Origin of the sequence: Cognatiyoonia sp. IB215182 (assembly GCF_033963905.1) — a bacterium.
GTDB lineage: Bacteria > Pseudomonadota > Alphaproteobacteria > Rhodobacterales > Rhodobacteraceae > Yoonia.
The window spans coordinates 18,787-39,872 of the sequence record NZ_JAXBMB010000001.1; the positions used below are offsets into that span (position 1 = coordinate 18,787).

18 protein-coding genes are annotated in these 21,086 nt (G+C 60.4%); 10 read left to right on the forward strand and 8 right to left on the reverse strand.

The window, feature by feature from the left end; genetic code table 11:
* Nucleotides 1-52 precede the first annotated feature (52 nt).
* The 7 genes from SLH47_RS00120 to SLH47_RS00150 all read left to right on the forward strand — a co-directional run bounded on the left by SLH47_RS00120 (nt 53) and on the right by SLH47_RS00150 (nt 7,779).
* Nucleotides 53-709, forward strand: a complete 657-nt coding sequence (locus SLH47_RS00120; protein ID WP_320237251.1) for an ABC transporter ATP-binding protein — start codon at nt 53-55, stop codon at nt 707-709.
* Nucleotides 706-3,090: an ABC transporter permease gene (locus SLH47_RS00125; protein ID WP_320237252.1), complete on the forward strand. Its 2,385-nt coding sequence runs from the start codon at nt 706-708 to the stop codon at nt 3,088-3,090. The genes SLH47_RS00120 and SLH47_RS00125 overlap by 4 nt, the downstream gene beginning before the upstream one ends.
* A 130-nt stretch (nt 3,091-3,220) precedes the next feature.
* Nucleotides 3,221-4,201: a lipocalin-like domain-containing protein gene (locus tag SLH47_RS00130; protein WP_320237966.1), complete on the forward strand. Its 981-nt coding sequence runs from the start codon at nt 3,221-3,223 to the stop codon at nt 4,199-4,201.
* On the forward strand, nt 4,194-4,751 hold the full coding sequence (locus SLH47_RS00135) for a pyridoxamine 5'-phosphate oxidase family protein (RefSeq protein ID WP_320237253.1): 558 nt from the start codon (nt 4,194-4,196) through the stop codon (nt 4,749-4,751). The genes SLH47_RS00130 and SLH47_RS00135 overlap by 8 nt, the downstream gene beginning before the upstream one ends.
* 24 nt (nt 4,752-4,775) lie before the next feature.
* A complete protein-coding gene (gene selD, locus SLH47_RS00140; RefSeq protein WP_320237254.1) occupies nt 4,776-6,875 on the forward strand; it encodes a selenide, water dikinase SelD in 2,100 nt (699 codons plus the stop codon).
* A gap of 98 nt (nt 6,876-6,973) precedes the next feature.
* Nucleotides 6,974-7,315, forward strand: a complete 342-nt coding sequence (locus SLH47_RS00145) for a metalloregulator ArsR/SmtB family transcription factor (protein ID WP_320237255.1) — start codon at nt 6,974-6,976, stop codon at nt 7,313-7,315.
* The gene (locus SLH47_RS00150) at nt 7,312-7,779 is read left to right on the forward strand and encodes an SRPBCC family protein (RefSeq protein ID WP_320237256.1); all 468 of its coding nucleotides are present in this window, start codon (nt 7,312-7,314) and stop codon (nt 7,777-7,779) included. The genes SLH47_RS00145 and SLH47_RS00150 overlap by 4 nt, the downstream gene beginning before the upstream one ends.
* A gap of 35 nt (nt 7,780-7,814) precedes the next feature.
* Here SLH47_RS00150 and SLH47_RS00155 read toward each other — a convergent pair whose 3' ends face one another.
* From SLH47_RS00155 to SLH47_RS00190, 8 genes are all read right to left on the reverse strand, one after another.
* Nucleotides 7,815-9,203, reverse strand: coding sequence for a 3'-5' exonuclease (locus SLH47_RS00155; RefSeq protein ID WP_320237257.1), 1,389 nt, complete (start codon nt 9,201-9,203; stop codon nt 7,815-7,817).
* A gap of 1 nt (nt 9,204) precedes the next feature.
* Nucleotides 9,205-9,726: a hypothetical protein gene (locus SLH47_RS00160; RefSeq protein ID WP_320237258.1), complete on the reverse strand. Its 522-nt coding sequence runs from the start codon at nt 9,724-9,726 to the stop codon at nt 9,205-9,207.
* 24 nt (nt 9,727-9,750) lie between these two features.
* Nucleotides 9,751-11,577, reverse strand: a complete 1,827-nt coding sequence (locus tag SLH47_RS00165) for a DUF294 nucleotidyltransferase-like domain-containing protein (protein ID WP_320237259.1) — start codon at nt 11,575-11,577, stop codon at nt 9,751-9,753.
* 65 nt (nt 11,578-11,642) lie between these two features.
* Nucleotides 11,643-13,445, reverse strand: coding sequence for a sodium:solute symporter family protein (locus SLH47_RS00170; RefSeq protein ID WP_320237260.1), 1,803 nt, complete (start codon nt 13,443-13,445; stop codon nt 11,643-11,645).
* 3 nt (nt 13,446-13,448) lie between these two features.
* Entirely contained in the window at nt 13,449-13,727 is a 279-nt protein-coding gene (locus SLH47_RS00175) for a DUF4212 domain-containing protein (RefSeq protein ID WP_320237261.1), read from the reverse strand.
* Nucleotides 13,728-13,791: 64 nt separating this feature from the next.
* A complete protein-coding gene (locus tag SLH47_RS00180; protein WP_320237262.1) occupies nt 13,792-14,478 on the reverse strand; it encodes an adenylate kinase in 687 nt (228 codons plus the stop codon).
* Nucleotides 14,478-16,457: an acetate--CoA ligase gene (gene acs, locus SLH47_RS00185; protein ID WP_320237263.1), complete on the reverse strand. Its 1,980-nt coding sequence runs from the start codon at nt 16,455-16,457 to the stop codon at nt 14,478-14,480. Before acs ends, SLH47_RS00180 begins: the two co-directional genes overlap by 1 nt.
* Before the next feature lie 357 nt (nt 16,458-16,814).
* The gene (locus tag SLH47_RS00190; RefSeq protein ID WP_320237264.1) at nt 16,815-17,666 is read right to left on the reverse strand and encodes an AraC family transcriptional regulator; all 852 of its coding nucleotides are present in this window, start codon (nt 17,664-17,666) and stop codon (nt 16,815-16,817) included.
* A gap of 132 nt (nt 17,667-17,798) precedes the next feature.
* Here SLH47_RS00190 and SLH47_RS00195 point away from each other — a divergent pair, with 132 nt between their 5' ends.
* Genes SLH47_RS00195 through SLH47_RS00205 form a run of 3 tightly spaced genes read left to right on the forward strand, consistent with a single transcriptional unit; the run spans nt 17,799 to nt 21,069 of the window.
* Entirely contained in the window at nt 17,799-18,623 is an 825-nt protein-coding gene (locus tag SLH47_RS00195; protein WP_320237265.1) for a phytanoyl-CoA dioxygenase family protein, read from the forward strand.
* Entirely contained in the window at nt 18,624-19,331 is a 708-nt protein-coding gene (locus tag SLH47_RS00200) for an MBL fold metallo-hydrolase (protein WP_320237266.1), read from the forward strand. It abuts the gene before it with no gap.
* 13 nt (nt 19,332-19,344) lie between these two features.
* Entirely contained in the window at nt 19,345-21,069 is a 1,725-nt protein-coding gene (locus SLH47_RS00205; protein WP_320237267.1) for an ABC transporter substrate-binding protein, read from the forward strand.
* The last annotated feature ends 17 nt before the right edge of the window (nt 21,070-21,086 follow it).

A 21,086-nucleotide genomic window follows, 5' to 3' on the forward strand; every position in this document is an offset into this window, starting at 1 on the left:
CATTATCGCCGCAGCCGTTTCCTTTGGTGCGCGCTGTGTTAGGTCTAGCGCCATGCTGCTGGTCGCTGAAAACATTCACAAAACCTATACCACAGCCGACGGCCCGTTTGAGGTGCTGCGCGGCGTGGACTTGCGCCTCGATAAGGGAGAGACGCTGGCCCTGACAGGCGAGTCCGGCAGCGGGAAAAGCACGCTGCTTCATCTGATTGGCGGGCTCGACACGCCTGATCAGGGGACGATCTCGCTCGATGGCAAGGATATCGCAACGCTTGACGATAACGGACGCGCGGCTTTGCGGCGCGGGACAGTGGGCGTTGTGTTTCAGCAGTTCAACCTGATCCCCAGTCTGAAAGTGGCAGACAACATCGCGTTTCAGGCCCGGCTAGCCGATGCGCATGATCCGGATTGGACGGGTCACCTGGTCACAGAGATGGGGCTGAACGATCACCTGAACAAATATCCCGAACAACTCTCGGGCGGGCAGCAGCAGCGTGTGGCGATTGCGCGGACCCTGGCGCCACGTCCGCGGCTCGTGCTCGCGGATGAGCCGACGGGCAATCTGGATGAAGACACTGCGGCCATCGTGATGGACCTGATGCTGGAGCTTGTTGCGGCGTCCGGCGCGGGCCTGCTGATGGTAACTCATTCGCAGGCTCTCGCCGCGCGCCTGTCACGGCGGCTGCACCTGAAAGCCGGGCAGATCATATGACGGTCGTGACTCTGCAAGCGCTGCTGTCGCATTGGTGGCGCAATCCGCTGCAGCTTTTCACGCTTTTGGCGGGGCTGGCGCTAGCCACAGCGCTTTGGTCCGGGGTGCAGGCGGTCAATGCCGAGGCGCGCGCGAGCTATGATGCCGCCGCCGCCACATTGGGCGAAGGACAATATGACCGCCTGATCCGGGCCGATGGCCAGCCGATGGCGCAATCGACATATATCGCATTGCGGCGCGCGGGCTGGCTGGTCAGCCCGGTGGTGCAGGGGCGGTATCAAGGGGTTCGGATTATCGGCGTGGATGTCCTGACGGCGCCCGGCGGGCTTGGCCCCGCGCGTTCGGAGGGTGGGACTAGTATCGGCGCCTTTCTGGCAGGCGCAGGCCAGTTCTTTGCGAATGCAGAGACCGCGGCGCGATTGCCGGGCCTAAACGTCGTCCTTGCCCCTGATACCGCACCGAACACCGCCATCTCGGATATTGGCTTGGTGCAACAATTGTTGGGCAAGGAGGACCTGATCGATAGCCTGATCGTCCTGCCGCGACAGCCGAAAACGCAAGCCGAACTGGCCATGGTCGCGCCGGAACTGACCCGGCAGCAGGCACAGGCAGGCACCGATATCGGGCGGTTGACGGACAGTTTCCATTTGAACCTGACGGCCTTTGGCCTCTTGTCCTTTGCGGTGGGGATTTTCATCGTGCATGGCGCGATTGGTCTGGCCTTTGAACAAAGACGGCCCGTGGTGCGCACGTTGCGCGCGCTGGGCCTGCCGCTGGGTCGGTTGATCGTGCTGATGGCGGCGGAACTGGTGCTTTTTGCCCTTGTCGCTGGCGGGATTGGCGTGGCGCTGGGCTATGTCATCGCGGCGCTATTGCTGCCGGATGTTGCGGCAACCTTGCGCGGGCTTTATGGGGCCGATGTCGCAGGCACGCTGCAACTGCGCCCTGTCTGGTGGCTGTCGGGTCTTGGGATCGCGTTGGGCGGCACGGCACTGGCCGCCAGTGGCGCGCTTTATCAGCTGGCGCGGATGCCGCTTTTGGCAGCTGCACAGCCACGTGCGATGGCGATGGCGGCAGGCCGCCGGGCCTGGCTGCAGGGTGCGGGGGCTGCGATCCTTTTGATGCTCGCTGCGATCCTGATGTTCACGGCTGATGGATTGGTTGGCGGCTTTGCCTTGCTGGCAAGCCTGCTGATCGGGGCGGCCTTGGCGCTGCCTCTGATCCTTGACCGGTGCTTGGCCTTCGCCAGCCGCCTTGCCAAATCCGTGCGGGCGCAATGGTTCTGGGCCGATACGCGTCAGCAATTGCCGGGCCTTTCGCTGGCGCTGATGGCGCTGCTCTTGGCGATGGCGGCGAATGTGGGGGTCTCGACCATGGTGTCAAGCTTTCGTCTGACCTTTGTTGATTTTCTGGATCAGCGTTTGTCGTCCGAGCTTTACATCCGTACCGAAGATGCGGCGCAAAGCGCGGCGCTGATTGAGTTTGCCACGCCAAGAGTTGATGCGATCCTGCCGATCCAAAGCGCGGATGTCACCGTCGCGGGCCAACCAACCGAAGTCTTCGGCGCCCGTGACCACGCGACCTATCGCGACAATTGGGTGTTTTTACAAAGCGCCGATGCGGCGTGGGACACAACATTCGCGGGTGAAACGGTGCTGATCAACGAACAATTGTCGCGGCGTTCGGGGCTGGGTGTGGGCGATGTGATCGCCTTGCAGGGGCAGGATTTTGCGATTGCGGGGGTGTATGGCGATTACGGCAATCCGATCGGGCAGGCGGTGATCGGGGAGGCGATCTTTGCCCAGCTTTATCCTGACGTCACCGCGCAGAGTTTTGGCATCCGTTTGGAACCGGCAGCCGCGCCGGACTTTGTGGCTGACCTTGATGCTGAAACCGGCATCCGCCCGGGCCAATCTATCAATCAGGCCGGGATCAAGGCGATGTCGCTGTCGATCTTCGAGCGGACCTTCACGGTGACAACCGCGCTCAACATCCTCACGCTGGCCGTGGCCGGGTTTGCGATTTTGATGAGCCTTCTGACGCTGGCCTCAATGCGGGTGCCGCAACTGGCGCCGGCCTGGGCGATGGGGATGACCCGCAGCCAGTTGGGCCAGCTTGAACTGGTGCGCGCAGTGATGCTCGCCTGTTTGACAGCGCTGGTTGCCTTGCCACTGGGCCTCGTGTTGGCCTGGGCGCTGTTGGCCGTTGTGAATGTCGCGGCCTTTGGCTGGAAGCTGCCGATGTATCTGTTTCCGTTGGATTATGCGCGGCTGGGTCTCTTTGCCTTGCTGGCTGCTGCGTTGGCCGCATCATGGCCCGCGCGGCGGCTGGCGCGGACGCCGCCAGCGGATCTCTTGAAGGTGTTTTCGAATGAACGTTAGCGTGACAGAGGGTAGTGACCGGTCGCGGGCGTCGCGCGAAGCGCCCGCCCGGGGGGGCGACCGGGCGCTGCCCGGCGTTGCCGGGCGGTACATCGCGGCCTTGCTTTTCGTGCTTGCGCCGGTTCAGGCGATGGCCCAGGGCTTTGCCGGGCTTGGCACCGAGGTTGAGGGTTTCGCGCGCCCCGCGCCCGATCCGGTCTTCGACTTCCCGACCGATCATGGGCCACACAACGATTACCGGATCGAATGGTGGTATCTGACGGCCAATCTGGAGGGGCCGGACGGCACACCTTACGGCCTGCAATGGACGCTGTTTCGGAATGCAATGGCGCCAAGTGAAAGCGACGACTGGCGCTCTCCCCAATTGTGGATGGGGCATGCGGCGGTGACGACGCCTGATGCGCATTACGTGGCCGAGCGCCTGGGTCGTGGCGGCATCGGGCAGGCGGGTGTTATCGCCGACCCCTTTGAGGCCTGGATTGACGATTGGACGCTGCGCGGTGATTGGGAAACGCTGCAGATGACCGCAAGTGGCTCTGATTTTGCCTATGACATGGCGCTGACTGCGCAAGGTCCGCTCGTCTTGCACGGGCAACAGGGCTATTCGGTCAAATCAGCCGAGGGACAGGCATCATACTATTATTCCCAGCCTTTTTTTCAGATCGATGGGGTTCTGCAATTGCCAGAGGGGGATATTCCCGTCACGGGCAACGCCTGGCTGGACCGCGAATGGTCGTCGCAGCCTTTGGCGGACAATCAGACCGGGTGGGATTGGTTCTCGCTCTCTTTCGATGACGGCAACAAGCTGATGGGGTTTCGCTTGCAGCAGACGGATGGCAGCGATTTCACCTCAGCCACATGGATCGCTCCGGATGGACAGACGACGCCGTATAGCAACGGTGCGTTCTCGGCGACCCCGCTGGCGACCAACGCCGATGATGTGCCGATCCGCTGGCAGGTAACGCTGCCACAGCACGGGGTTGATGTTACCGTTGCTGCGATCAACGAGAATGCGTGGATGGCGACTTCTATTCCCTATTGGGAGGGGCCCGTGACTGTCACAGGCAGTCACGCAGGGATTGGGTATCTGGAGATGACCGGCTATGACTAGCTGGTTTGAGACCCTTGACGGGACATGGGAGAAGGTTTGGAACACGTTGGGGCGGGGGGTGGCGGATGCCAAACATCCCGCCCGCAGGCCGACCTTGGCGACTGTTTCACCCGATGGCTGGCCAGAGGCGCGCACAGTCGTGTTACGCAGCGCTGACCGCGAGGCTGGCGAGGTGAGCCTGCACACGGACCTTTACTCAGACAAGATCAAAAGCCTGCGCGGGACACCCCGCGCCGCCTTACATATCTGGGATGCCAAACAGGATTTGCAGATCAGGTTGCAGGCCGAGGTCACTATTCGGTCCGGGCCAGAGACAAAGCCCTTGTGGGACAAGATCCCCGATCACGCGCGCCAATCCTACGGGGTGACGCCCGCGCCGGGGACACCCATCACCGATGCGCTCGCCTATGACAAAGCGCCGGACCCGGCGACATTTGCTGTGCTGCATTGCACGGTCACCCATATCGATGCTGTACATCTGGGCGCACAGCACCGGCGTTGCAGTTTCTCACGTGCGCGTCAGTGGCGCGGTCAATGGCTTTCGCCCTAGATCAGCGCTCGCTACAACACCGCCATGAACGCTTTTCCCCTGACACGTGATCTGGTGCTGATCGGCGGTGGTCACACCCATGCTTTGGTCTTGCGCCAATGGGGGATGAACCCGCTTCCGGGCGTTCGGGTGACCGTGATTAATCCGGGGCCGACTGCGCCTTATTCGGGGATGTTGCCGGGCTTTGTTGCCGGGCATTATGGGCGGGATGAGTTGGATATTGATCTTGTGCGGCTGGCACGATTTGCGGGCGCGCGGCTGATCAACGGATATGCGACGGGTCTCTGCCCGGTTTCCAAGACCATCACAGTGCCTGAGAGGCCCACCATCGCTTATGATGTGGCCTCAGTCGATGTGGGCATCACCTCTTCCATGCCGGATCTGCCGGGTTTTGCCGCACATGCGATCCCGGCGAAGCCGCTAGGTGCATTTGCGACGCGCTGGGCGGCGTTTCGCGAACGGGCAGAGAACCTCCAGATCGTGATCATCGGTGGCGGCGTGGCCGGGGCGGAACTCGCCATGGCGATGGCCCATGCCTTGAAGGGCAAAGGCGCGCAGATCAGGCTGATTGACCGGTCCCGCGTGCTGACCGCGCTTGGCTACAAGGCAAGGCAGAAGATGCTGGCCGCTTTGGCGGTTGAGCAGGTGGAGATCATCGAAGATGCCGAGGTTTCCGAGATTTTTCCCGAAGGTGTCGTGCTGAATGACGGGCGGGTCATCCACAGCGATTTCACTACGGGGGCAGCGGGGGCCAAACCGCATGACTGGATCGCGCAGACCGGTTTGGACTTGCATGAAGGCTTCATTGCGGTCGATGCACATCTGCAATCCAGCGAAGAAAGCGTCTTTGCCGTGGGCGACTGCGCGCACTTGAGCCACGATCCACGGCCGAAAGCCGGGGTCTATGCTGTGCGCGAAGCGCCGGTGCTTTACGACAATCTGCGCGCGGTTTTGTCGGGGGGTGATTTGCGCCGTTACAAACCACAGCGCGATTACCTCAAGCTGATCTCTTTGGGGCGCAAATCTGCCTTGGCCGAGAAATTCGGCACAGCAAGAGACGGCCCGCTTTTGTGGCGGCTGAAGGACCATATTGACCGCAAATTTATGGATCAATTCGACCATCTGCCCGAAATGGCCGCCCCCAAACTGCCGCGCACCCGCGCACTGGGCGTGAAGGCGGCCATGGGCGACAAGCCGATGTGCGGTGGCTGCGGCGCAAAGGTCGGGCGCGCTGGGCTCGCCGCGGCGCTGGAAGGCACATTTGGCGATGACGCGGCGGAGGTCCAGCCGGGCCAAGTGATCACCACTGATCACCTACGCGCGCTGACATCCGATCCCGTGATGATGACCCGCATCGCAGCCATCCATGCGTTGGGCGATATCTGGGCCATGGGTGCGCAGGCGCAGGCGGCAACGGCCAGCATCATCCTGCCGCGGATGAATGCGGACCTGCAGATGCGGACCCTGCGCGAGATCTTGGAGGCTGCGTCCGAGGTGATGGGGCAGGCTGACGCCAAAATCGTTGGCGGTCACACATCACTGGGCGAGGAACTGACCATTGGCTTCACGATCACAGGGCTGACCAAATCGCCGATCACGTTGGCTGGTGCCCGCCCCGGTGACGCGCTGATCCTGACTAAGCCCATTGGCATTGGCACGATCATGGCGGCTGAAATGGCGCGCAAAGCGCGGGGTGCCGATGTGATCGCCTGCCTCGATCAGATGATCCAGCCGCAGGGGAGGGCCTCGCAGATATTGAGCAAGGCCCACGCGATGACGGATGTAACCGGCTTTGGCCTCGCCGGGCATCTGCGCGGGATCTGTGATGCTTCGGGCGTTGGCGCAGTGGTCTCACTCAGCGCGGTCCCCGTGATGCAAGGGGCGCTGAAACTATCTGAACAAGGGATCAGATCGACCCTGTTTGAGGACAACCGGACCGGGGCGGGGCCGATCAGCGGGCCGGGCTTTGATCTGCTCTTCGATCCGCAAACCGCAGGCGGCTTGCTGGCGGCGGTGCCAGGAAAACAGGCCGATCAGGTCTTGGCGCAACTGCGCGAGGCCGGATACGGCGCTGCGATTATTGGCAAAATTACCGGTACCGGCGTGATTGAAACGACACCTTAGCCATCGCGCGCAAACTACCAAAACCGCATGTCGGCGGATTAGTTAGGAATATTCCTTAATATTCTTGACGGGCAAATGGCATCGCGTTACTTAGGGATATGTCTAAGTATGAATCACAACTCGACCTTTGTTTCTCCGCCCTTGGTGATCCAACCCGGCGCATGATCCTTCAGCGACTCGCCCGTGGTGAAGCGACGGTCAGCGAATTGGCCGAACCGCACGATATGGCGCTGCCGTCTTTCATGGAGCACATCAAGAAACTTGAAGCGGCCAATCTGATCACGTCGGCGAAACAGGGAAGAACACGGGTCTGCCAACTATCGCCGGACGCGTTCACCCCCGCCAAGGACTGGCTCAGTGAACAAAGTGCCATCTGGGAAGGACGGCTTGATCGCTTTGACGACTACATCAAGAACCTCATGCAGGAGCGCAATAAATGAAACTCGACCCCAAGACCGACCTAACCTTTACCCGCACGATCGATGCCCCGCGCGCCCTTCTGTGGGAATGCTGGACCACACCCGAACATATCAAACACTTCTTCGTGCCCAAGCCCCACGGGATTGATGCTTGCGAGATTGATTTGCGGGTCGGTGGCAAGTTCAACACGACAATGAATGTCGAGGGCAATCTGATGGAAAACGAGGGCGTCTACCTCGAAATCATCGAGGGCGAGCGCCTTGTCTTTACAGACGGCTACAGCGAAGGGTGGAAGCCTGCCGCCGACCCTTTCATGACCGCGATCATCGAGTTTGTAGATGATGAAATGGGAGGAACGACTTATACCGCAACCGCCCGCCACCGCTCACCCGAAGCACGCCAGAGCCATGAAGACATGGGGTTCTATGACGGATGGGGCACCGTCGCGACGCAGCTTGAGGAATATGCAAAGACGCTCGGCTAAGCATGTAATGATCAGCGCCACCTCTGTGAGGCGGGCTATTCCTGCACTTCCAGTATCCGTGCGTGCTTGCGCATCTCTGCCTTAACCTGACCGAACGTCTTCAGCCCGCGGGCCTCTAGAATGGGCAGGATTGCCACGAACGCCTCAGCCGTGGCCATGGCGTCGCCCAAGGCGGTGTGGCGCAGCGCTGGCGGGATCGTGATCTCTAACCGCTCGCAAAGCGCATCCAGCGTATGGGTGGCGGAGCCGCCAAAGACGATGGCTGAGAGATGCACCGTATCCAGGATCGGGTTATCGAAGGCCGGGTGATTGTTGCGATGGAGAAACGCCATGTCGAACGGCGCGTTATGGGCGATGATCACTGCATCGCGCGCGAAGGCGTGAAAGCGTGTGCAAACCTCAGCAAATCGGGGCGCATCGGCGACCATCGCATCGCTCACGCCATGGACCTTGGTCGAGGCGGGCGGGATAGGGCGGCCTGGATTGACCAGCGCCTCAAAGACCTCGGCCTTGATCAGCTTGCCGTTGACGATGCGGACCGCGCCCAACTGCACCACGTCATCCTTCTCCGGGTCAAGCCCGGTTGTTTCACTGTCGAAGACGACAAAGGTGAGGTCGCGCAAAGGCGTCTCGTCCGGGTCAGTCTGGCGGTCCTTCTCCAATAAGTCGAAGTCGTAGACGAGCGGTCGGGCGGCGTCGGGGTTGAGCGGCTCCAGCATCAGCATATAGCCGCCCTCATCGTCAAAGACGCGGATGTGGCCCGAATAGACATCGCCCGATTTGCCCTTGATGGTGATGGCGCGGCGGGATTGCTCACGCTCTCGCATCGTGTTGAGCGCGGCCACCAGCGCGCTTTCCTCAAGATAGTCGCAGACAGAGCCGTTGAGGCGGGCAGGCGCCTCACGCTCCATCAGGTCGGCGGCCTGTCCGTCGTAAAGGACGATCTGGTGGTCGGGGGTTGCAACGATGACGGCGACGGGAATGTCCGAGAGGATGCGCAGAAGCTGCGCACGCTGGCGTTCCAGCCGCGCAGTCTTCTCGGCAACCGTTTCGGCGGTCGCGCGCGAGGCCGCGCCCAGCTTTTCATTGATGGCCGAGGCGGCGGGGGCGAGGTCACCCAGATACCGCGCGGTCTGGCTATCGATGGCGCTTGTGATCCCCGTTTCGGCGCGCACGCGAAACTCGGCGGCCATCGCCTCAATCGGTTTGCTGATGTTTTCGTCAAACAGGCGCCAGACAAAAGTGCTCAGTGCCAGAATGCCGAAGGCGGCTACGATGCCGACGGTCATGAAAGACGATAGCGCCTCTTCCGCGCCCAGTTGGCGGTAGCCTAGGAACAGAGCTGCAAGCACCGCGAGTGTGCCGCCAATGCCGATGAGGCAGAAGAAGAGGAATACCCGAAATCGCAGGCTGAGCTCTTTCATCTCACGCTTCCGCACAGGCCGTCGTCAGCAGCGGGTCAGTCGGGTCCACCGCAAACCACTGCGCGTTTACAACGCTGCCATCATCGCCGAACTCGATCCCGTCCACCACATCTGCGCGCCTGTTGTCTGCGCAATCAAACAGCATCGGCACCTTGGCGGTGCGGGTCCAGCGCCCATAGAACACCAGATCGACAATGCGCTGGCCGGGATGGTCGGGATGGGTGCGGGTGCTTTGCTGGTCCACGGCGACATAGCGTGTGACAAAGGGGGCGGCATAGGTCCAGGGGCGGTAGATGGCGGGTTCGGCGACGGTCTGCGCCACCACCATACCTTCGGGCATCGTGGCCACGGTCCGGTCATACCAGCCATATTCGCTGGAAATCGTGGCGAGCAGCATTGCCGCACCCGCCGACACCGGCACCAACCAGGATGGCAGCCGCCCTTTCAGCGCGCGGTTCAGCGCCCAGACCAGAAGTGCCGCGGCGACGCCCGCAACGATCGTGCCGATCAGTTCGAAAAACATGGGCCCTCCTCCCCGTCTTTCATCTTATCCCAAAACGCCCCGTCCTTGCATCAGGGCTGACTGCATCGTTTTGATCACAACAAAGGCATCACGCAAGTGGCTACGCTCAAACGCCGACAGGTCTGCGGGCGGCAGGAAGTTATCGGGCGCATGGCCCGCCTTGATCTGCCGCGCCTGATGGTCAAGCCGTGTTTGCGCGACCAGATCGTACGCATCCAGCAGATCGCGCCCGCCCGACGCGCTGATCACCTCACCCGCGATAGCCGCTTGCAGCCGGGCGCGGGTGTTGACGGGGTCCAGCTTGCCTTGCAGTGCATACATGCGGCCAAGATCGACAACCGGAACTACACCGCTCAGCTTCATATCCACCGTATTGCGGTTCTCGCCAGACCGGATTGTCGCCAACCCTTTGAGCATGCCGAGGGGCGTCTGATGCGTCAGTGCATTCGTGGCCATATGCGCGGTGAAGATGGAATTGTCTGCCGCCGCCTCTAGCGTCGCGGTCTGCAACCCGTCAAAGAGGGTCGCATCACCGCCAATCACCCGCAGATCAAACATGACCGAGGCGAGCATCTGCGCCTCTTTACTTGGGTTCTTGATCCAATGCTGAAAGTATTCCTGCCAGACCGAGATCGGCTGCCGCCAGCGCGGGTTCGTCGCCATCATATCGCCGGGGCAATAGACATAGCCGCAGGCATCCAGACCGTCGCTCACGAATTGCGCGAAAGGTTCGAAGTAGGCGAGCGCGGTTTCGCTCAGATCATCCTCCAAGATCAGGCAATTGTCCTGATCAGAGACGCCCGTCTGCTCCTGCCGCCCCTGCGATCCGCAGGCGAGCCAGGCATAGTGCGCGGGCGGGGGCCCGTATTTCTCTTCGGCCATGGCCAACAGGCGGCGGGTGACCACATCGGCGATATCTGTGATCATGCGGGTGACCACGTCGTGCCGGTTTCCGGCGGCGACGAGTTGCACCAAAAGGTTGGGGATGCGTCCTGTGACAGCGGCCAATTCATCGATGCTCGCCGCTTCTGCCGCATCGGCGACAAAACCGGCTGTGTTTGATGCCTGAAACCGGGTCAGGTCGGTCTGGGTGACAATGCCGACAAGCTTGCCAGCAGAGACGATCGGCAGATGCCCCAGCCGGTATTCCATCATCATGTGCAGCACATCAGAGCCGATAGCGGATGGGGGTAGGGTGCGGGGGTCCGGCGTCATGATCTCACTGACCGGTGTGTCATGCGGCAGGCCTTGCGCCAGCGCCTTGCCCGACAGATCACGGATGGTCACGATGCCGGTCAGCTTTTTCCGGGCGACGACACAGAGGCACGAGATATGCGCATCGCGCATCTTCTGCGCGGCTTCTTTGATGGTCATGCCGGGTGTGCAGGTCACCGGGTCGGGCATCATCAGCGTCTCGACCTGCACGCGGGTCAGATCAAAGGCGCTCAGTGCTTCTTTCGCATCAGCCTTGCCGCTGCGGTCGAAAAAGCGGCGGAACGGTTCATGATCCGCGCGCAATTTATGAAACAGATGCGGCGGAATGCAGATCAGGCGCGCATCCTGCTCGGCCCGTGCGGACGTCACCGCGCGCCCGTTTTTGAGCAGACCGCGTTCTCCGAACGAGTTTTCCCGATGTAACAGCGAAATCTGCTGATCGTTCTCGTCATGGACGGCGACCTGTCCGCTTTCAATCACGTAGAGCCCGTCCAGATCCTCGCCCAGTGAATAGATCGGGGCGCCAGCGGGGTACGTGCGCAGCATCGCCTCTTTGCGTAAAGCACGAAACGCCCCGTCGGGCAGGGCGTCATAAGGGTGCAGTTGTTTGAGAAACGAAATTGCGGTGTCGGTCATCGAAAGTTTCCGCGAAAACGTCTGGAAGGGAGGGCCAGCAACACGCGCTGCTGGCCCCTTTGGTTTTAGTGATCGGCGGCAGCCGCCCCTGCACCGGCAGGGATACGCACGCTTTCGACCAGATCCTTGATCTCTTGCGGGGTTTCCTTGGTCATCATCGAGACACCATAGGCGACTGCGAAGTTGATCAGGGCACCGACCGCACCAATCGCGGTGGACTGGATCCCAAAGAGCGAGCCGTCAATCGTGTCGGGGAAGGAATTCGTCCCCGCGATGAACAGCCACCCTTTGTGCAGGAAGATGTAGACCAGCGTGAAGATCAGACCGGCCAGCATCCCCGACACAGCGCCCACATTGTTCACGCGCTTGGAGAAGATGCCCATCATCAGGGCCGGGAAGATCGACGCCGCTGCCAGACCAAAGGCCAGTGCCACGGTTTGTGCGGCAAATCCCGGCGGGTTCAGCCCCAGGATTGTCGCCACCACAATGGCCACCGCCATCGCGATCCGTGCCCACATTAGCTCACCTTTTTCCGAGATGTTGGGGGCAATGGCACCTTTGACAAGGTCATGGCTGACCGCCGACGAGATCGCCAGAAGCAGACCCGCCGCTGTCGAGAGTGCCGCAGCCAGGCCACCAGCCGCCACCAGACCAATCACCCAGCCAGGCAGGTTGGCAATCTCAGGATTGGCCAGCACCAAGATGTCACGGTTGAACCTGGTCAGCTCATTGCCTTCCCAGCCATTCGCGGCAGCCCGTTCGGACATCGCGTCAGATCCGTCATTGTAGTACTGGATCAGGCCGTCACCGTTCTTGTCTTCCCAATCAAGAAGACCGGTTTTCTGCCATGTCAGCATCCAGTCATAGGCCGGATCGTTCTCGATCGTCTGGACCGAAACCGGATCACCGGATGTGCCATTGGGCCACATCAGTTCGGTGATGTTGAGGCGCGCCATCGCGCCAACCGCAGGAGCCGTCAGGTAGAGAAGCGCGATAAACACCAGCGTCCAGCCCGCGGACCAGCGCGCGTCAGACACACGTGGCACGGTAAAGAACCGCATAATCACGTGGGGCAGACCCGCCGTACCGATCATCAGCGACAGGGTGAACAGCACCATATTCAGGTTGTCCTTATGCGCCTCGGTATAACTGGCAAAGCCAAGATCGGTCACGATCTGGTCGAGCTTGGTGAGCAGATAGACGCTGCCTTCTCCACCCGTCGCTGTCGTCTCGCTAAAGAGGCCAAGCGCCGGGATCGGCGTGCCGGTCAGCTGCAGTGAGATGAAGACGGCCGGGATCGTATAGGCCGTGATCAGCACGCAGTATTGCGCGACCTGCGTATAGGTCACGCCCTTCATGCCGCCGAACACCGCATAGGCAAAAACGACCGCCGCACCGATCAAGAGACCGGATGTGTTCGAGATTTCCAGGAACCGTCCAAAGGCCACGCCCACACCTGTCATCTGTCCGATCACATACGTCACAGACGCGACGATCAGACAGATCACAGCAACAAGACGTGCCGTTTGCGAATAGAACCGGTCACCGATGAACTCGGACACGGTGAACTTGCCGAACTTGCGCAGGTAAGGTGCCAGAAGCAGCGCCAGCAGCACATAACCGCCGGTCCACCCCATCAGGAAGGTCGAATTGTCATAGCCCGTAAAGGCGATCAGCCCGGCCATGGAGATGAAAGATGCCGCAGACATCCAGTCTGCCGCGGTTGCCATACCGTTGGTGACGGGGTGCACACCCCGGCCAGCAGCATAGAATTCAGATGTTGACCCGGCACGGGCCCACACCGCGATGCCGATGTAAAGCGCAAAGGACGCGCCCACAAACAGCAGGTTCAGTGTAAACTGGTCCATCGGTTACTCCTCTACCCCGTATTCACGGTCGAGCTTGTTCATCCGCCAGGCGTAGAAAAAGATCAGCGCCAGGAAGACGAGAATCGATCCTTGCTGCGCGAACCAGAACCCAAGGTCTGTTCCGCCCACTTCGATACCTGCGAGCATTGGTCGCAGGAGGATGCCAAAACCAAAGGACACAAGCGCCCAGATGATCAGACTGATGACAATGAGCCGCAGATTGGCCCTCCAATAACCGACCCCATCCTTGGTCGCTGTGATATGTGTTGTTTCCTCCGCCATATGGCGCTCCTCCTTGTTTTATTGGCTACAATTGGCCCGGACGGTGACCATCCGGCCCGCTTCCTCAGGCCACGACACTCTTGATGAGCGCGCCAATGGCGTCCCTGATCGCGGCAATCTCCCTCATTGCATCCACGCGACGCAGCACACCCTTGTCGGCATAGTATGCAATCAACGGGGCGGTCTGTTCATGATATGCATCAAGGCGGGACATGACGGTTTTTGCATTGTCGTCCGCCCGTCGTGTCATTTGCTGGGCCCCGCAGACGTCGCAGGTGCCCTCGACTTTGGGTGTCTTGAACGTGTCATGATACCCTTCACCGCAAGCGCCGCAGGTGAACCGCCCGGCAATGCGGACAACCATCTTCACGTCATCCACTTCCAGAAGGATCGCCGCGTTAATCTGCTGCCCGGTCTCGGCCAGCAGCACGTCCAGCGCTTCGGCCTGCGCGGTTGTCCGGGGGAACCCGTCTAGGATCACGCCTTTGGCGCAATCGGGCATCGCCATACGGTCGCGCAGGATCGCCAGCACGATGTCATCGCTGACCAGCCCGCCTGCCTCCATCACCGATTTCGCGGCTTTGCCTGCGGCAGAGCCTGAGGCCACAGCGGCGCGCAGCAAGTCCCCGGTGGAAAGCTGCACCAGACCAAACTGCTCTTCCATCATCCGGGCCTGCGTCCCCTTACCAGCCCCCGGAGGGCCCAGCAGGATCAGAACCGGCGGGCTTTGCGGTATGCGAGAGCCGTCCATCACGCGTCCTCGCGGTTCATGCGATTGGCGATCAGGTCGTCAACGACAGCTGGTTCGGCGAGGGTTGAGGTGTCGCCCAAGCTGCCGAAATCATCCTCTGCGATTTTTCGCAGGATACGGCGCATGATCTTGCCCGAACGGGTCTTTGGCAGGCCCGGCGCCCATTGGATCAGGTCGGGCTTGGCGATCGGGCCAATCTCGGACCGGACCCACTTTTCGAGTTCCTTGCGCAACTCTTCCGATGGGGTTTCGCCGTTCATCAGGGTGACATAGGCATAGATGCCTTGCCCCTTCAGCGCATGCGGGTAGCCCACCACGGCAGCCTCGGCCACTTTGGCATGAGCGACGAGGGCGCTTTCGACTTCCGCCGTGCCCATCCGGTGGCCGGAGACGTTGATCACGTCATCCACACGTCCGGTGATCCAGTAATCGCCATCCGCATCGCGGCGGCACCCGTCACCGGTGAAGTAGTAGCCTTTGTAATCGCTGAAATACGTCTTCTCGAACCGCTCGTGGTCACCCCAGACGGTGCGCATCTGACCGGGCCAGCTATCGGCGAGCACCAGCACGCCTTCGGCCTCGGTCGTCGTGATCTCTTCGCCCGATTGTGGGTCGAGCACTTTGGGCACAACACCAAAGAATGGCTGCTGCGCCGAGCCGGGCTTGAGTTCGGTCGCACCGGGCAGGGGGGTCAGCAAGTGACCACCCGTTTCGGTCTGCCACCATGTGTCCACGATGGGGCAGTTTCCTTTGCCGACAACCTCATTGTACCAGTTCCACGCCTCTGGATTGATCGGCTCACCCACCGTGCCCAGCACCCGCAGATCGGACAGATCATAGGCCTCGACAGGTTCATTCCCGGCGGCCATCAAGGCGCGGATCGCGGTTGGTGCGGTGTAGAACTGGTTCACCCGGTACTTTTCACAGATTGCCCAGAACCTGCCCGCATCGGGATAGGTGGGGACACCTTCGAACATGATCGTGGTGGCACCGTTCGCGAGCGGCCCATAGACGATGTAGGAATGCCCGGTGACCCAACCGACATCCGCCGTGCACCAGAAGACATCGCCCTGGTGGTAATCAAAAACCAGTTCATGGGTCAGCGAGGCATAAGTCAGATAACCGCCGGATGTATGCACAACACCTTTGGGCTGACCGGTTGAGCCGGAGGTGTAGAGGATGAAAAGCGGGTCTTCGGCATTCATCTCAGCAGGCGCGCAATGCTCATCCGCATCCAACGCCATTTCGTTATAATCGTAGTCGCGGTCGGTCCAGGTGGTCTGGCCGCCGGTGCGCTTGACGACGAGGCATTTGACCTTGTCCGAGCAATGCAACAGGGCTGCATCAGTGTTGGACTTCAGCGCCGTCTTGCGCCCGCCGCGGGGGGCTTCATCCGCCGTAATCACAACCTTGGCGTCACAGCCATTGATCCGCGCACCCAGTGCATCGGGTGAGAAACCGGCGAAGACGATGGAATGGATCGCGCCGATCCGCGCGCAAGCCAGCATGGCATACGCGGCTTCCGGGATCATCGGGAGGTAAATGATTACTCGGTCGCCTTTGCGCACGCCAAGCGTTTCGAGAATATTGGCCATCTTGCAGACGCTGCGATGCAGGTCTTTGTAGGTGATGTGCAATGCCGTATCGTTTGGATCATCGGGCTCCCAGATGATCGCGGTCTGATCGCCGCGGGTTTCCAGATGCCGGTCGATGCAATTGGCGCTGACATTCAGCACGCCATCTTCAAACCATTTGATCGACACCTGACCGAGCGTGAAATCCACATCCTTGACTTTGGTGAAGGGTTTGATCCAGTCGAGCCGTTTGCCCTGTTCGGCCCAGAATGCCTCCGGGTCCGCAACAGATTTCGCGTACATGTCGGCATATTGCGCCGCATTCACATGCGGAACGCGCGCAGGCACATGCGGTGACAGCAGATCCTTACTTGTTGGGGTGTCTTGGGTTGTGACAGTGTCCATTTCCAGCCTCCTCCAGCTTGCGACATGGTGGGAAATGACGTGACTGCATCACGGTGATCCCCCTCCCTGTTGTAAAGAAAGGTAGACTGAGTGTGCTGTCACTTTCACTAAACAATTGTTTTGCATCGATTTTCATGTGAAGAAGTTTTCAGCGCATCTCTGCCGCTGTAAACATGAGGGCTTGCCCTTTCACAAAACCGTGTAGAAACAACGCGCTTAGCTTGTTAATGCCTTGTTAACAAAAGCACGACGAAGGGGCGTTTGACGCAAGAAGCTTTCGCGTGCGCTTCGCCCATAGACACACCCCAAACGTGTGGTTGCGACGGTCGGTTGACGTTAGGACAGCCGAGTCGCGTGTCAGGTCGACTGAAACGGATCACGCATATGGGCGCGCCGATAGGCCCGCGGGGTGGTGCCCAATTGTCGCCGGAAGAGACGGTAGAAATAGCTGGTGTTCTCAAACCCGCAATCGCTGATCACATCGTCGATGGAGACCTCATCGCTGCGCAGAAGATCAGCGGCATAGGCGATGCGGATCTGGTTGATGTATTGCGATGGTGTCAGGCCCGTGACCGCCTTGCAGGTGCGACAGACATGTTCGTGGCTGCGCCCTGCAACCTTGATGAAACCTGGCGCACCTTTGGCAAAAACCTCGCGCGATTGCGCAGCGCTGCAGGCTTCTGAAAACCAGTGCGGCGCGTCATGCTGGTCACTGGTACTGGCCAGCGCGACACGGTTTGTGAGGAACAAAAGGAACTCTTCAATCCGCGCCAATGAACGTTCTGCGGTCTGCAATTGCTGGGCCACATTTACCGCCCGCGCGAGCCGGGGCGCGGCAAGCTGATGTGTTTCGGGCAGGGGGCTGCACGCATCAAAGAACCGCCCGCCGATTGTCGCCGCATAACGGGTTGCCAGATGTGCTGCAGTTTCATTGCGGAACATGACATTGATGATCTGGCAACCGGTCTTTTGATCGGCGCAAAATGCGTGGGCATCCTGGGGCCGCAAGAAAACCAATTGCCCGCGCGAAAGGGATTGGGAGATGCCGTTGATCCAATGCGCCGTCCGCCCGCTTTCGATGAGAAAAACCTCAAAGTAATCATGATCATGGGCCCTTTTCGGAAACCGTTTGGCCAGGCGTTTGCGCGCGAAATGAAACGCCTCATCAGGGCGCAGGTAGTCTGCAAGGCGAAACGTTGTGCGGTCCATCACGTCAATTGAGCAAAAGAAGTGGTTAGAAAGCCGCTCGAATATCAAAATTGTACAAAAAAATGTCAATCCCGGCCACTGACAGGCCCGGCCCAGTCGCTAGGCTGGCGGATACTTTTGGGAGGAAGTCACATGTTGGTGGAGGCGCACGATCTGCGGTTCGTGCCTGTTGCGACGGCGCAGCCAAAGCGGCTGACGCAAGCGGACATCGCGCAGTATAACCGCGACGGGTTCGTGCAACCCTTTGATATCTTTAGCGCGGCAGAGATTGGCGAGATCCGGTCTTACATCAACGAGCTGATGGCCGATATGGGCGCCGATGGTGCCTATGGGATCAACTGCTATCAGGCGCGGTTGTCAGGTCTTTGGGACATCGCCAACGACGCGCGCATCCTTGATCATGTGGAGGATATCATCGGGCCGGATATCCTCTGCTGGGCCAGCGCGATCCTGTCCAAGGCCCCGCATGATCCGAAGGCCGTGCCGTGGCATCAGGATGCGGGGTTCTGGTCCCTGACCCCGGCGCGCACTGTCACCGTCTGGCTCGCCATCGATGATGTGGACGACACAAATTCCGCGATGCGGTTTATCCCAGGTACCCACAACCAAGGCCTCCTCAACATGCAATCCACCGGGGCGGAGGCCGTGTTCCACAAGGAAACCGCCGGGGCCGAAACGATGGGCGAACCATTTACCAACAGCCTGAAGGCCGGGCAAATCTCGCTGCATGCCGATATGCTGGTCCACGGCTCGGAACCCAACCGCAGCGACCGCAGACGGTGCGGGCTGACCCTGCGCTATTGCCCGCCAGCGGTGCAGATCACTGACCCGGATTGGGCTTCGGGGGTCGAGGCGATCTTGTGCCGGGGTGATGCGGGCGATTGGCACACCCATCCACGGCCAGGGAACGACGACATCACCAAAACCAGCGGCCCGCATGTGGTGGGGAACAACTGAATGCAGGTGACGTGGTACGGACATGCGGCATTTGGCCTGATCCCCGAAAACGGCCCGCGCATCATCACCGACCCTTATACGCCAGAGGATGTGGGCTATGACCCGATCATGGACCCTGCTGATCTGGTCATCATCTCATCTGACGATGATAGCGCCCATTGCCGGGCCGACCTGATCAGCGGCAATCCAGAGGTCGTGAATGCTCTGGAAGTCGCCCAATCAGCTGGCAAAACAACCGCCCTTGGTGTCGACGTCACCGCCATTGAGGCGGCGGAATGGGATCACCACCCCGAACATGAAGTGCCCGGTCAAAACGGCATGTATCGCTTCACCCTCGACGGGATCAGAATTGCCCATATGGGCGATGTCGGCAATCCGCTCACGGATGCGCAGCAGGATTTCTTTCAAGACACGGATGTCCTGCTTGCGCTGGCGGGCGGGTATCTGACGCTGGAACTGCCGGACCTGATGGAGATGATCCACCGCACACGGCCGAAACTGGTCATCCCTATGCATTTCCGCACGCTGACCTACCGCCCGCGCAACACGATGTGGATCGAAAGCTTTCTGAGCCATTTCAAAGATGAGGACGTCGATTTCACATTCGGCGCGACGACAGAGTTGAAAAAGGAGGATCTGCCAGACCGGACACGGGTTCTGGTAATGGATTATGTACGCAACGCGGGCACAATAGGCAAAAGCCTATAACTGGGAGGAAAACATGGACTTCAAAACCAAATTGCTGGCATCAGCCGCGCTGGGCCTGATCGCATCCGCATCATGGGCGCAGAATGTGGCGCGCGAGAATACGGTCATCTTCGATCTGGACCGCACGATTCAGGACCCCGAGAATTTCAACTGGATGACCCCCGGGACCAAGCGGATGCATGGGGCGCATCAAACGATGTGGGAGCCGCTTTTCATCCTGAACTACGGCACCGGCGAACTCGATCCGTGGCTCGCCACCGGTTTTGAGGCGAACGAAGACAGCACGCGCTTCACGATCTCCTTACGTGACGGCGTTGAGTGGTCCGATGGAGAGGCGTTTAACGCCGACGATGTGATGTTCACTGTCAATATCGCGTTGACCGATGAAGAGATCTCCAGTCGTGAGGCGGCGACGATCCGTGCCCAAGTGGCCAGCGTCACCAAGGTGGACGATCTGACCGTGCAGTTTGACCTCAACGAACCGAACCCGCGCTTTATCGTTGAGAATTTCGGCGTGCGCATCTTCGGGTCTTTCCTGATCATGCCAGAGCATATCTGGAATGGCCAAAGCCCCGCGACATTCGCCTTCAACCCGCCTATCGGCACCGGGCCCTATACATTCACCTCCGCCGCGTCAAACCGCGCGATCTGGGACCGCAACGATGATTGGTGGGGCGCTAAGACAGGCTTCATGGACCTGCCTGCACCGGAACGTGTCGTGTTCCTGGAAAGCGGGGGCGAGGAAAGCCGCGCGCAGCTGATGGCCTCCAACCAACTCGACGCCGCACAGAACGTCACTATCGGCACGTTTGAGGCGATCCAGGCGCAGAACCGCAATGTCATCGCCTGGTATGCGGATTACCCTTACGCCGCCGCCGACCCCTGCGCGCGGCAGCTGGAAATCAACACGACCATCGCACCCTGGGACAATGCCAATATGCGTAATGCGGTGGCCCACATCATCGACCGCAGCCAGATCGTGAACGTGGCCTATGAAGGCACGACCGCCGCCAGCCAGACGATGTTCGCGCAATACGGATCGATGGCACCCTTTATTGATGCAGTGGTGGAAGCGGGTTACGGCCTGCCTGCATCCGCCGATGTGGAGGCGGGACAAGCGTTGATCGAGGGTGAAGGGTGGACTCGCGATGGCGACTATTACACCAAAGATGGTGAGACGCTGTCGGTGAACATCCATGTGAATTCGGCCTCAACCGAATACACTCGCACCATCGACGTGATCGTCGAACAACTCCAACGCGCCGGGATCGACGCCCGCGCAGTGCCCGTCGAAAACGGCGTCTTCTGGGGCGAGGTGCTGCCATTCGGCGCTTACGAGATGTCCTATAGCTGGCTCTCCTGCGGGTCGGTGAATGAGCCATGGGCGTCGATGGGCCGCTACACGGTTGCGGATGTCGTGCCTGTCGGCGAACGCAGCCCCGGTTTCAACAACACCGCCCGGTGGGATGGGCCAGCGGCAGAGGCTTATTCGGCCATCATGGCCGACATCGCCTCCCGTCCCTTGGGCGATGACGCGATCCCCGGTCTGGTGGCTGAAGCCTACCAACATCTCGATGCCGAAATGCCGTTCATTCCGCTCGTGCAGGCCGCGAAATTGCTGCCGATGAACGAGACCTATTGGACCGGCTGGCCCACGGCGGACAATTACTACAACCACCCGTTCTTCTGGTGGAACCACACGCATCAGATCATCCACAATCTGGAACCTGCGCAATAACACCTGACCGCGTCCCG